Origin of the sequence: Trueperella bonasi (assembly GCF_030811535.1) — a bacterium.
GTDB classification, from domain to species: Bacteria; Actinomycetota; Actinomycetes; order Actinomycetales; family Actinomycetaceae; genus Trueperella; species Trueperella bonasi.
In genome coordinates, this window is the sequence record NZ_JAUSQX010000001.1 from 1128370 (window position 1) to 1141504 (window position 13135).

A 13135-nucleotide genomic window follows, 5' to 3' on the forward strand; every position below is an offset into this window, starting at 1 on the left:
TCCCGAAGCGATCTTCGCTTGTACGAAGATCAGTCTAGGATCGTCCCTCAAATGTTAGAGATCCGCTACTTATTCAAAATGTCACCAAGTTTGAAAGCACGAATCGGGTTATTCACCGTCAACTCATGAATAGCTTCGACAGCCTCATCCATCTCCAAGCGGTGCTCGGCAACCAGCTTCGCGATGTAGCCAGAGTCAACACGGCGAGCCACATCGTGGCGAGCCGGGATCGACAGGAATGCACGAGTATCATCGATAAACCCAGAGGTCCGGGTGAAGCCCGCAGTTTCGGTGATCGCGCCGCGGAAACGAGCCATTGCCTCCGGAGCGTCGATGAACCACCACGGCACACCGATGAAGACCGATGGGTAGAACCCGGCCAGAGGAGCAAGCTCGCGAGAGTACACCGTCTCATCCATCGTGAACGGGATGATGTGCAAGTTTTCCGATGTACCGAAATCGGCGAGCGCTGGCTGAAGATTTTCGGTGAACTCCGTCTTGAGAGGAATATCTGTACCGACATCGGCGCCGTACTTTTCGAACGTCGGCGTGTGATGGTTGCGGTACACGGCAGGATGCAGGGTCATAACCAAGCCATCCTCGCTCGCCATGCGCACCTGCTCGTACATCATTGACCGGCGCAGCGCATCCGCATCCTCCTGGCTAACCTTACCGGCCAGGGCCTCCTTGTAGATACGCTCGGCATCCGCGTCAGATAGCCGGGCTGTGCCCGGATCCCGATGGGAATGATCGGTAGAAATCGCGCCGTTTTCCTTGAAGAAAGCGCGGCGGTTTTCCATTGCCTCGTTGAAACCGGCCCAGGTGCTCGTGTCAATGCCGGAGACGTCGGAAAGGTCCTGCATGAGCTGCGGCCAGTCTTCGCGTGCTGGTTCAAGATACTTATCCGGGCGGAAGGTGGGGCGTACTTCGCCGTCCCAATCCGGATCTTCGGCAAGCTTCTTGTGATGGCGCAGGTCGTCAACCGGGTCATCGGTGGTCGCAAGGAAAGCAAGCGGGAAGCGCTTGTACAGAGCACGCGGCCGGAACTCGGGCTTCTCGAGCTTTTCAGCGATCGCATCATAGATTTCATCGGCTGTTTCTTCAGACGGGCGCACCCGGATGTCAAAGTAGTCGTACAGTTCATTTTCCATCCAGTACTTGACTGGAGTGCCTCGGTAGAGCCACCAGTGCTTGAACAGAAGCCAAAATGCCCTACGCGAATCCTCTTCGGAAAATTCGGTTTGCCCCACGCCCAGTGAGGAGAGCGGTATGCCGTGGTTGTGAAGCATTCGGTTGACGTAGTGATCTGGAGTGATCAGGAGCGAGGTCGGGTCCTTGAACGGGATGTCTTCAGCAAGCCATTCTGGCGGGACGTGGCCGTGCGGAGAGATGATTGGCTCGTCCTTGATCGTGTCATGCAACTGTCTTGCGATGTCGCGAGTGGTTGGATCGGCCGGGAACAGGCGATCTGGATGTGGCTGGAGTTTCATAAGTGCCTTCCTATTGGTGGGCCTGCCTGCTGGCGAGGTGTCGGTCATCTGTGAGCCGAGCTTGCTATCAAGGATAGTGGTTAATGTGGGCAGAGCCTAGCGTTTTATATGGATAAATACGGGTAAGGTATTTCGGCTTGCGGAAAAAGTTGCTACGCTCTTCTCATCTCGCCTTTCCGCCGCCGACGGCGGTGCTTACGCGAGCGTTAACGCAGCGTTGCGAAACGCACACATACTACGTGTGAACCCGACAGCACAGTCAGTTCACAGTAAGGAGTTCCAATGAAGAAACGTTGGAAGCTTCTCACACTGCTTGCCAGTTCGCTCATTGCCCTCACCGGATGTGCAGGTTTTGGCGGTATCGATCTGGATAGCGTTGGAGAAGAAGACACCGTCTCATATTTTAAAGTGGCTTTAAATCAAACGGAAAGCCACCCGTCATTTATTGCTCTAGAAGCATTTGCCGAAGAGCTGTACGAGAAGACGGACGGCCGCTACGTCGTCGAAGTCTTTCCGAACGAACAGCTCGGTTCCCAGCAGGAAGTTTTGCAAATGGTGAAGTCCGGCGCGATTGAAATGGCAATCGTGTCAGGCACTCAGCTCGAGAATGTGAACGTCGATTTCCGGGTTTTAAACATGCCGACGACGTTTAGTTCCATTGCCCATCAGATCGACGTGCTCCAGCAGCCTGAGATTGTTGGTGACCTGTTTGCCTCCCTCGAAGAAAGTGAGAACATCACGGTTCTGGGTGGTTACACCCAGGGCGAGCGCCACATTTATTCGACATTTGGCCCGGTCACAACTCCGGACGATCTGAATGGCAAGAAGATCCGCGTCCAGGAATCCGATATGCATATTCGCATGATTGAGCTGATGGGAGGATCGGCCACTCCGCTGTCTTATGGCGAGGTATATTCGGCCCTTCAAGCGGGAGTGCTCGACGGGGCGGAAAATAATATCGTCTCCTACCTAACAGCCCGTCACTTTGAGGTGGCACCCTACCTGTCCTACACCACGCATCTGGTTGGTTTGGATTACATGATCATGCGCCACGATTTGTTGCAGGCGATGCCCGAGGCAGATCGGGAATTGCTCTACGAGGCGTGGTACGACTCGATGGATCACCACACTGAACTATGGCTCGAAGAAACTGAGGCGGCTAAGGCTGAAACCGAAGCTGGCGGTGCGACCTATCACGAGGTTGATAACGAGGCCTTCAATGAAGCTCTCCAGCCGATCGTTGATCAGTATGTGGTCACGGACTATCAAAAGAGTCTGTTTGAGGCGATCCGCTCCGCCGATACGGGTGAAGGGAGTACTAACTAATGAATACCGTAATTGAAGTACTTAATCGGTTCTTGCAAGTTGTGTGTGCCATCCTTTTCACGTTGCTCGTATTGGCGACGACGTGGCAGGTTTTTTCCCGCCTCGTTCTGAATTCGCCGGTCACCTGGTCTGAAGAACTGGCAAAAATGTTGTTCGTGTGGCTGTCATTCCTTGGTGCCGCGCTCGTCTATGGCGAACGTGGACACATGGCCGTTGAATACGTGGCACGCAAATTCGATGAGAATAAGGAGCGCGTCTTTGCTATCTGGACGCACGTGGTATCCCTGATCTTCGCGGCCCTCGTCCTCGTGTGGGGCGGCTGGAATGCGGCGATGAATGCGTGGTCACAGAATCTAACGGCCTTGCCGGTCAACATCGGTTCGGTGTACCTGGTGATCCCGATCGCTGGTGTTGCAATCGTGCTGTACGCGATTTACCACATCATCGAAATCTCGGCTGGTCGCGAATCGAATTACCCGGTGCCAGAAGCTGAGGCTGCCGCTGCCGAGGCAGAGAAACTTGCCGAGGAAGCCGAGGAAGAACTGCACCTCGCTGAAGACGGCTCTTTCATCGAAGATGAGGAAGAGGCAAAGAAAGTGCACGTGACTTACGACAACACCGATGTCAATGCGCGTGAGAAGGGAGCAGGCAAGTGACACCTACAGCTGCCGCAGGTCTGATCCTGCTTGTTGGAATCGTCGTCTTGATCGCCACTTCGGTGCCGATTGCTATCGCTATCGGCTTGCCGACGGTCATCGCCGCAATGGCTGTGATGGCCCCGGATGTGGCCGCGATGTCGATCGCCGGCCGAATGTTCACCGGCGTGAACTCGTTCTCACTCCTTGCCATACCGTTCTTCATTTTGGCCGGTGTGCTCATGAATCAGGGTGGTATTGCTGCCCGGTTGATCGATGCCGCCAAGGTTCTTGTCGGCAAGCTACCCGCCGCGATGGCGCAGACGAACGTCGTCGCCAACGGCCTGTTCGGTTCGGTCTCGGGCGCCGCAGTTGCCGCGGCCTCCGCGATCGGTACGATTATGAATCCGCGGATGGTCAAGGATGGCTACTCGCGCCCTTATGCCGCTGCGGTCAACGTTGCCTCGGCGCCTGCGGGCATGTTGCTGCCGCCGTCGAACACGTTCATTGTCTACTCATTGGTCTCCTCGACCTCGATTGCCGCGCTGTTCATGGCGGGCGTTGGCCCCGGCGTGCTGTGGATCGTCGCGTGTTTAATTGTGGCGGTTATTCTTTACTACCGGCATGAGAAGAAGAATGTCGTTCAGCCGGAAGAACGCCCGTCGGCGAAGGTCATTGGAATTACGCTTTGGCGTGCCTTCCCATCACTGCTGATGATCATCATCGTCATTGGCGGTATTTTGGGCGGCTTCTTCACGGCAACCGAATCTTCGGCGATCGCCGTGGTCTACTGCCTGATCCTCGGATTCATCTATAAGAACATCAAAGTCTCGGACCTGCCAGCAATTTTGGTAAGCGCCACCCGCACCACCGCCGTCGTGATGCTTCTCGTGGCCGTATCTTCGGGACTGTCCTGGGTGATGGCGTTCGCGCGCATTCCGGACATGATCGCGAGCGGTCTGCTGTCCGTAACCGAGTCGAAGACGGGCATTTTGCTCATCATCATGCTCATCTTGCTCCTAGTCGGCACATTTATGGATCCGACGCCGGCCATCCTGATTTTCGTGCCGATCTTCCTGCCGATCGTAACCGAACTGGGCGTTCACCCGGTTCACTTCGGAGCGATGGTCGTTATGAACCTGTCGGTGGGCGTGATTACACCGCCTGTGGGTAACGTGCTCTTTGTTGGCGCGAAGGTTGCAGGCTTACGGATCGAACCGGTTATCGGAAAGCTATGGCAATTCCTTGTTGGAATTTTGCTGTCGCTATTCGTGGTCGTGTTCGTTCCTGCGATTTCGCTCTGGCTGCCGGGGGTCTTTGGGCTCATATAGCGGATTGCCAGCAAAGTAGCGGGGGCGCGGTATCAGCCGATACCGCGCCCCCCATTGTTTCACTTTGATAGCAGGCGCATGCGTAGGCGGAGTAGGCGGTCACTCAAACGGGGTAGATTCCCCCGGTATAAGTGATCCCTTCCGGTCTGCTATGAGCCAGCCGCTAATCCCATTGTTCTTCGTCGCGATCCTCTGACCAGTTCGTGTGGAATGTGCCCGGCATGTCAACGCGGCGGTAGGTATGCGCGCCAAAGAAGTCTCGCTGCGCTTGGATGAGCGAAGCGGAAAGGCGCGGGGCCCGGACGCCGTCGTAGTAAGCGAGCGAACTGGAGAAGGCAGGGATCGGAATTCCGGCGCTGACAGCAGCACTGATGATGCGCCGCCAGGCAGCCACGGACTTGGCGATTTCGGCCACAAAGAATTCATCTGCAATCAGTAGCGGCAGCTGCGGATTGCGGTCGTAAGCCTCGGTGATGCGATCGAGGAAGCGGGCGCGGATAATGCACCCTTCGCGCCAGATTCGCGCCATAGCGCCGAGGTCAATGTTCCAATCGTATTCGGCCGAGGCTGCGCGGATCAGCTCGAAGCCCTGTGAATAGGCCACCATTTTCGAGCTGTAAAGTGCGAGTCGAATGTCTTCGATGACCGCGTCGCGGTCGGCAATTTCAACGACGCCGCCGTGGCCCGGCAGCACACCCTGCGCGGCTTTTCGCTGGGGAACGGAACCGGAAAGGGAGCGGGCGAAGGTGGCCTCGGCGATTCCCGTGGTGGGAACGCCGAGCGCGGCAGCGGTTTGAACAGTCCACGCGCCCGTGCCCTTTTGTGCGGCCTGATCGAGCACGATATCAACGAAAGGCTGACCAGTCTTCGGGTCGTGGTGCCGAAGTACCTCGGCGGTAATTTCAATGAGGTAGGACTCGAGATCGCCCTTGTTCCACTCGGCGAAAACCTCTCCAATCTCGGGGGCGCTCATGTTGAGAATCTGGCGCATGAGGTCGTAGGCCTCGGCGATTAACTGCATGTCCGCGTATTCAATGCCGTTGTGTACCATCTTGACGAAATGGCCGGCGCCGTCCGGTCCCACGTGAGTGCAGCAGGGTTTGCCGTCTTTCTTCGCGGCAATGGTTTCGAACATCGGGCCGAGGCGATCATAGGATTCGACGGTACCGCCGGGCATGATTGACGGGCCGAGGAGTGCACCTTCTTCGCCGCCAGATACCCCGGCTCCCACGAAGTGAAGCCCACGTTCGCGTAGTGAAGCTTCACGCCGCCGGGTGTCTTCATATTGCGCGTTGCCGCAGTCGACGATGATGTCGCCTTCTTCCATTTGGGCGGCGAGCTGTTCGATGACGGCGTCGGTCGGCGTGCCTGCGGCCACCATGATGATGGCCACGCGCGGCTTTACCAGAGAATTCACGAAATCCTCAACCGAGGTGGACGGAAAGAACTCGCCCTCGCCGCCGTGGTCGGCGATCATGCGCTCGGTGCGCTCAGGGGAGCGGTTATGCACGGCTACCTTATAGCCGTTGCGGGCAAGGTTGCGGGCAAGATTTGATCCCATCACTCCCATGCCGGTAACTCCAATGTCGGCAATTGCATGCTGTGGTGCGGGGAAGGTCATCTGGGCTCCTCGGGGTTTAGGCAACACCTTGTGCGCGGCGAACGTTCCGCCGTCGTCATGTTAAATCTACCTAATTTCATCGCCTCTCACCCAAGTGTCCGCATCCGAGGGAGGGTTAACTGCACGTTAAAAGCGATTTACTTTCAAGGACGTTAGTCCCTGTCGATTTTTCACAGGTTGCCCTAACCTAATTAGGTAAGCAAAGGCTTGCGTATTATGTTGTTGGTCGGATGTCCGGCCCCTAGCAGGAGAATCTATGCAACTCAGGAAAATGGCTGCCCTATTTGGGGCCATCGCCCTTCTTGTCACCGGCTGTTCTAACAGCGACGACGGCGAAAAAGGTAATGGTGCGCAAGCCACCGATACGGCCAAAGAAACAACTGCCGAAGGCGCAGACGAGACCAGCGGCAAATCTGCCTTTCCGCAGACAATCACCCATGCCTCCGGCGAAACCGTTATCGAGAAAGAACCCGAATCGATCGTGGTTCTCGACATGGCTGCGCTTGACACGATCGACGCGCTCGGTGTTGGAGACAAGGTAGTCGCAACTTCGGCAGCCTTCGTTCCAAGCTGGCTTTCGGACGACGACGGCGTTGACTACACCAAAGTCGAAGACATCGGCCGACTCCAAGAGCCAGATATGGAAGCGATCGCCAAGCTCAACCCAGATCTCGTGATCGTCGGTGCTCGCTCTTCGAAGTACTATGAAGACTTCGCGAAAACGTTCACCACCATTGATGCTTCGCATTCGTGGGATAACCCTGATTACTCAGAGACTGTGCCTGAAACTTTCACCATGATCGGCCAGGCTGTCGGTCAGCAAGAAAAGGCTGAAAAGTTTGCGTCCGACCTTGAGAACCTCATGGAGGAATACAAGGATACAGCAGCGGACAAGGGCAAGGCGCTCGTCGTCATGACGAACGCCGGTGAGATCTCGGTCCATGATTCTGGGTCGCGTTGGGCGCCGATCTTCCAGGTATTCGGATTCGAGGAAGCCTACAAGCGCCCCGAATCAGACGAGGGCCACAAAGGTGAAAAGGTCTCCTTTGAGACGGTCAAGGAGATCAATCCGGACTGGATGTTCGTCGTTGACCGCGACGCCGCAGTTGGAAAGTCGGAACCTGGCCAGACCGCGAAAGAAGTTCTGGACAACGAACTGATCCACGCTACGACAGCATGGCAAAACGACCAGGTCGTGTACCTATCGCCAGAGCGGTGGTACATGGTTATGCAGGGAGCCTCGAACTTCCCGGCAATGCTGGACGAAATTGCAGCTGCAATCAAGTAATCGATCAAGTCATCCATCGAGTGGTGGTAGGCGTGCCAGTGGCACGCCTACCACCGTTTCTTCGTTGCAACCCCTCAAACTTGAGCCGGACCGCCCGTGCCTCACCCCCGAGACCTGCAACCATGCGCCAACCTGTAAAAGATCAGCCCGCCGAGGAAAGTATGTCCTTTGGCTTACGATCTGTATCGCCGCGGTCCTTATTCTTGGTGCAATCTCGATGTTGATCGGCGGGGCACGAATGTCGATCATCGACATCCTGCTCGGCCGGGCCAGCGCTGATGACATGCAGATCCTGCTCGCATCGCGCCTGCCGCGCACGCTGGCCATCATGCTGTCGGGTGCAGCAATGGCCGTTGCCGGACTGGTCTTGCAACTCCTCGTTCGTAACAGATTCGTGGAACCGTCGACGACGGGGGTCACCGAATCTGCAGGCCTTGGCATTCTTGTTGTCACGATTTTCCATCCCACGCTGAGCCTGCCTGCGAAGATGGCCGTTGCCGTCGTTTTTGCCCTTCTGGGCACGGTTGTGTTGACGGCAGTAATCCGTACCCTGCCATACCGTGACATCATCGTTGTGCCGCTGATCGGACTCATCCTGTCAGGTGTCATCGGCGCCGGCGCTACCTTCCTCGCTTGGGAATTCAGCTTGCACGGAACCTTGAATGCGTGGATGACAGGCGATTTTTCCGGAATCATTCGCGGGCGTTACGAACTGTTGTGGATCGTGGCTGTGGTGGCCGCTCTGGCTTACCTTTATGCGGATCGCTTCACCGTGGCAGGCCTAGGCGAAGATTTGGCTCGCAATCTTGGGCTTAACTTTAGATCCGTTCAAGCGGCGGGCTTGACGATCGTCGCCGTCGTCACCGGAATCACCACGGTGGTTGCCGGACCGCTACCATTCCTCGGCCTCGTGGTGCCAAACCTCGTGTCCATGATTCAAGGCGACTATATCCGCCGCTCCCTGCCGCTCGTCGCGCTTGTTGGAGCGGCCTTCGTGCTTCTCGCCGACATCATCGGCCGACTCCTCATCTACCCATCCGAAGTTCCGGTGGGCGTTGTGATGGGAGTCCTCGGCGCGGGTATTTTCCTCGCCATTTTGCTTCGGAGGGTCAAGTGAGCGCGCAGTCAACTACGAGCAGGACGGCGAGCATCGCCGAACACCGCGACATCGACGTGGCGATCAACGGGCGACGCCGCCAAATCCTTATTCGGCTCCTTGTTATTGCGCTCGCGGCGGTCGCGATGAGCGTGTTTTTCCTCCTCTACGACGCGCTGGATGCGTGGGCGATCATCGGTCAGCTTCGGAAAACACGACTGGCCGCGCTGCTCGTCGTCGCTATTTCACTCGCTACTGCAACGGCCGTATTCCAAGCCGTGACGCGCAACCGGATCCTCAGCCCCTCGGTGATGGGCTTCGACTCGATGTACCAGCTGATCGCCACCGCGACCGTGTTTTTCTTGGGCTCGGCCGCCGCCGTGCGAATCCCAAACTGGACCATGTTCGTGATCAACGCTGGAATCATGACGGGCGTGGCGGTGACACTCTTCTTATCCGTGCTGCGGCGCGGGCGATCAAATGTGTACCTGCTCGTACTGGTTGGAATCGTTGTTGGAACGTTCTTCCGCGCCTTTACCGCCCTGCTTTCGACCGTGATGGACCCCGGCGAATACCTGACGGTTGCAAGCCTGACGACGGCGTCGTTCTCCGTGATCAATACCGAATCTCTGGCCATCGCGAGCGTTCTTGCCGGGCTTGCGTTGATCTACATTTGGCGAAAGTGCTGGCTGTGGGACATTCTCGCGCTCGGCCCGGATCTTGCTCGCGCGCTTGGCCTGCGCTACGCAACCGAGGTGCGCAGGGCGCTGACGGCGTCGTCAATCTTGGTGGCGAGCGCGACCGCTTTGGTGGGGCCGCTGATGTTCTTCGGCCTACTGGTTGTTAATATCGCCGTGTATGTGGTGGAATCGAACCGTTTGCGTGACCTGATCGTGGCCGCGAGCGGGATTGGCATTGTTGTGATGGTAGGTGGCCAAGCCATTTTGGAGCACCTGCTTCACCAGGCCACCGTGTTGCCAGTTATTTTGGAATTGGTTGGAGGCCTGTTGCTTTTGGCCATGATTTTACGGGGGATTCGCCGATGATCGAGATTGTCAACGTGTCGATGGCCTACGACGCCGATCCGGTCGTTCGCGATGTGACGCTCACGATCCCAGAATCGGGTGTGACTGCCTTGATTGGCCCGAATGGTGCGGGCAAGTCGACTCTCATATCCGGCATCGGGCGGCTGCACGACCTGCGTTCCGGTGAGATTTCGGTCGACGGGAAAGGTCTTTCTGACTGGGACACGCAAGAGCTAGCGCAGACGATTGCGATTTTACGCCAGGAGAATCATTTGGCTGTGCGGTTGACGGTTGCCGAGCTGACGATGCTCGGGCGGCATCCGCACTCAAAGGGGCGGCGAACTCGCCTGGACTATGCGCATGTTGCTGACGCGTTGGATTGCGTGAATATGCGAGACCTCGCGGATCGCTTCTTGGACGAGCTTTCTGGCGGACAGCGCCAGCGCGCGTTTATCGCTATGGCGCTTGCGCAAGATACAAAGTATTTGCTTCTTGACGAGCCGCTGTCCGCGCTGGACATGCGCCACGCCCGCGATATGATGCGTCACCTGCGGCACGTGTGCGATCACCGCGGACTGTCGGTTGTGATCGTGATTCACGACGTGAATACGGCTGCGGCCTATGCGGACACGATGGTGGCCTTGAAGGACGGGCGCCTTGCCACTGTTGGAACCCCTGAAGAGGTCATGCGCCCGGAGCGGCTCGAGGAAATCTTCGGCGTCGATGTTGAGGTTGCGCGGGTGGGTGAACGACTTGTTGCAATGCCCGTTGCCTGAGCGTGTGCAGTTGTCTGAACGCGCACGTTGAGCCACCCATCGCACGGCCTCGCTCCGGTGTCGCCGGAGTGGTTGGCTTAGAATGCGTATTCGGTTACGTCCGTTGGTAAGAGTAAGATCCCGACGACGTAACCGTCGCGATCGATTGCAACTCGGGCCATCAGCTCACCGGCCTCGTGTTCGAGCGTCGTGACGACCACGCAGGTGCCGATGATCTTCGTGTAGAGCTTGGTAAGCAAGGATTCCTTTGTTCGGTCGCCTTTCACGGTGGTCACCACGGTGTCTGAAAATCCTTCAAGCTCTCCGATTTCGGTGATGACAGAATTCCAGACGGACATGATTTCCGGCCACGGAAGGTCCTTATGGAATCGCTTGTGAAGCATAGCCATAGTTTGGGCCTCTTCACCGGCCGCGATGTGCCGGATAAATTTTTCCGCAATAGTGGGAATTGTTGTTGTGTCGCGGGGAGTCATCATTTCTCCTGTCGTTGGATCTTTGACACTTCCAAACCGTTTGAAAGCGGCTTGCCGCGAGATGTTCATTACTGCGCCAATCTCGGCCCACGAATGACCAGCTTCGCGGGCTTGAGAGACTGCGTCATCGAGCTGAACTTCGGCCAGGTTGACGGCTTGGAGGTGGTGTTGAATGTTGGTTAATGGATCCATGGAGTCAGTCAACCAAAAGTTGACGCCGCTGTCAACCGTAGGTTGACGCATTGTAGGTGATTCGCAAGCGAAAGGGATGCGCGGTACGGGAGATAAAACGTTAAATTCCCAAACCTCGCATCCCTTTCGGTATGAGATGCGAGTTTATCTAAAGTGCTACTTTCCGAGCGCTCCGTTCACGACCTCTTTGGCTTCAGCCTGAACCTTGGCCAGATGATCTTCACCAAGGAAAGATTCCGCGTAAATCTTGTACACGTCTTCCGTGCCAGACGGGCGTGCAGCGAACCATGCGTTCTCCGTGGCAACCTTCAGGCCACCAATTGCCTCGTTATTACCCGGAGCGTTGACCAAGCGTTCCTTAATCGGCTCGCCTGCAAGCTCCGTTGCCGTGACGTCCTCGGGTGAGAGCGCCTTCAATTTCGCCTTTTCATCCGGTGTGGCAGCAGCATCGATACGCGCGTACGCGGATGCGCCATACTGATCGGTCAGTTCGCGATGAAGTGCCGACGGCGACTTCCCGGTCACGGCCATGATCTCCGATGCGAGCAAGTCAAGGATGATGCCATCCTTGTCCGTGGTCCACACTGTGCCATTCTTACGCAGGAATGAGGCACCGGCCGATTCCTCACCACCGAATCCAATGTCGCCCGAGATCAGGCCAGGCACGAACCACTTGAAGCCAACTGGAACTTCCACCATCTTCTTGCCCATTCCCGCAACCACGCGGTCAATGAGCGAGGAAGACACGAGAGTCTTGCCAACACCAACAGAGTCAGCCCACTGTCCGCGATTGCTAAACAGGTAGTTGATCGCAACCGCGAGGTAGTGATTCGGGTTCATCAACCCACCATCGGGGGTCACGATCCCGTGCCGATCGGCGTCGGCATCATTTCCAGTGGCGATATCGAACGGCACTGAACCATCAGCGCCCGGCTTCATCCGCTCCAGCAAAGAAGCCATCGCGTGCGGGGAAGAGCAGTCCATGCGGATCTTGCCGTCCCAGTCGAGCGTCATAAACCTCCACGTGGGATCTACTTCGGGATTGACCACTGTCAGATCGAGCCCGTATCGTTCGCCGATCGCACCCCAGTACTCGGCCGAAGCGCCACCCATCGGGTCCGCACCGATCCGGATCCCGGCAGAGCGGATCGCTTCGAGGTCGAGGATGGAGGAAAGGTCGTCCACATATGCGGAAAGGTAGTCATGCCCGCGAGTCGTGTCCTTGATGCGCGCCTGCTCGTAGGGCACGCGCTTCACGTTTTTCCAGCCGTCGCGCAAAAGCTCGTTCGCGCGGGCTGCGATCACTGAGGTGGCATCCGTGTCGGCCGGGCCACCGTGCGGCGGGTTGTATTTGAAGCCGCCGTCGCGAGGCGGGTTGTGCGACGGCGTGATCACGATTCCGTCAGCCAGGCCCGGGCCGCGCGTGCGCACGCCCTCCGCGGTGTCCGCTCCGTTCGCGGTGAGAATTGCCAGCGATACAGCCGGGGTGGGCGTCCAGGAATTCCGGGCGTCAATCCGCACCTCGACGTCGTTCGCAGCGAGCACCTCGAGAGCCGTTTTTTCTGCCGGCTCGGACAAGGCATGGGTGTCACGCCCGATGTAGAGCGGGCCGTCAATTCCCTGCGAGGCGCGATATTCCACGATTGCTTGCGTGGTAGCGACGATATGAGCTTCATTAAAGGCGCCGTCAAACGCGGAACCGCGGTGGCCGGAGGTGCCAAACACGACCTGCTGGGCAGGGTTATCGGCATCTGGCTCTACGTCGTAGTAGGCCGAAATAAGGGCATCAACATCGATGAGATCTTCTTCTTGGGCAAGCTTGCCAGCACGTTCATTCATGACTGTATGTTCTCACTTTTTGTGAGCTAGATCTACAGATTTC

Annotated in this window: 11 protein-coding genes; 7 read left to right on the forward strand and 4 right to left on the reverse strand. The window is 57.2% G+C overall.

Annotation, left to right across the window (positions count from 1 at the left end; all coding sequences use genetic code 11):
- Positions 1 to 65 precede the first annotated feature (65 nt).
- A complete protein-coding gene (gene uxaC / locus J2S70_RS05275; protein ID WP_307682692.1) occupies positions 66 to 1490 on the reverse strand; it encodes a glucuronate isomerase in 1425 nt (474 codons plus the stop codon).
- A 282-nt stretch (positions 1491 to 1772) separates the two neighbouring features.
- On the opposite strand from uxaC, the gene J2S70_RS05280 reads away from it, so the two are divergent.
- The 3 genes from J2S70_RS05280 to J2S70_RS05290 are packed head-to-tail and all read left to right on the forward strand — an operon-like array spanning position 1773 to position 4782.
- Entirely contained in the window at positions 1773 to 2816 is a 1044-nt protein-coding gene (locus J2S70_RS05280; protein WP_307682693.1) for a TRAP transporter substrate-binding protein, read from the forward strand.
- The gene (locus tag J2S70_RS05285) at positions 2816 to 3472 is read left to right on the forward strand and encodes a TRAP transporter small permease (RefSeq protein ID WP_307682694.1); all 657 of its coding nucleotides are present in this window, start codon (positions 2816 to 2818) and stop codon (positions 3470 to 3472) included. The genes J2S70_RS05280 and J2S70_RS05285 overlap by 1 nt, the downstream gene beginning before the upstream one ends.
- Positions 3469 to 4782: a TRAP transporter large permease gene (locus tag J2S70_RS05290; protein ID WP_307682695.1), complete on the forward strand. Its 1314-nt coding sequence runs from the start codon at positions 3469 to 3471 to the stop codon at positions 4780 to 4782. The genes J2S70_RS05285 and J2S70_RS05290 overlap by 4 nt, the downstream gene beginning before the upstream one ends.
- Before the next feature lie 163 nt (positions 4783 to 4945).
- Here the strand turns inward: J2S70_RS05290 and gndA are convergent, their stop codons facing one another.
- Positions 4946 to 6403 (reverse strand): NADP-dependent phosphogluconate dehydrogenase, encoded by a 1458-nt coding sequence (gene gndA, locus J2S70_RS05295; RefSeq protein ID WP_307682696.1) that lies wholly within the window; start codon positions 6401 to 6403, stop codon positions 4946 to 4948.
- 256 nt (positions 6404 to 6659) lie between these two features.
- On the opposite strand from gndA, the gene J2S70_RS05300 reads away from it, so the two are divergent.
- The 4 genes from J2S70_RS05300 to J2S70_RS05315 all read left to right on the forward strand — a co-directional run bounded on the left by J2S70_RS05300 (position 6660) and on the right by J2S70_RS05315 (position 10588).
- Complete coding sequence (locus tag J2S70_RS05300; RefSeq protein ID WP_307682697.1) at positions 6660 to 7691, forward strand: siderophore ABC transporter substrate-binding protein; 1032 nt, start codon at positions 6660 to 6662, stop codon at positions 7689 to 7691.
- Positions 7692 to 7869: 178 nt separating this feature from the next.
- Positions 7870 to 8808 (forward strand): ABC transporter permease, encoded by a 939-nt coding sequence (locus J2S70_RS05305; protein WP_307683377.1) that lies wholly within the window; start codon positions 7870 to 7872, stop codon positions 8806 to 8808.
- Positions 8805 to 9833, forward strand: coding sequence for an iron chelate uptake ABC transporter family permease subunit (locus tag J2S70_RS05310; protein ID WP_307682698.1), 1029 nt, complete (start codon positions 8805 to 8807; stop codon positions 9831 to 9833). Before J2S70_RS05305 ends, J2S70_RS05310 begins: the two co-directional genes overlap by 4 nt.
- The gene (locus tag J2S70_RS05315) at positions 9830 to 10588 is read left to right on the forward strand and encodes an iron ABC transporter ATP-binding protein (RefSeq protein ID WP_307682699.1); all 759 of its coding nucleotides are present in this window, start codon (positions 9830 to 9832) and stop codon (positions 10586 to 10588) included. Before J2S70_RS05310 ends, J2S70_RS05315 begins: the two co-directional genes overlap by 4 nt.
- Positions 10589 to 10665: 77 nt before the next feature.
- On the opposite strand, the gene J2S70_RS05320 is transcribed toward J2S70_RS05315, so the two are convergent.
- Positions 10666 to 11253, reverse strand: coding sequence for a hypothetical protein (locus J2S70_RS05320; protein WP_307682700.1), 588 nt, complete (start codon positions 11251 to 11253; stop codon positions 10666 to 10668).
- Positions 11254 to 11409: 156 nt separating this feature from the next.
- On the reverse strand, positions 11410 to 13092 hold the full coding sequence (pgm, locus tag J2S70_RS05325) for a phosphoglucomutase (alpha-D-glucose-1,6-bisphosphate-dependent) (RefSeq protein WP_307682701.1): 1683 nt from the start codon (positions 13090 to 13092) through the stop codon (positions 11410 to 11412).
- Between the last annotated feature and the right edge of the window lie 43 nt (positions 13093 to 13135).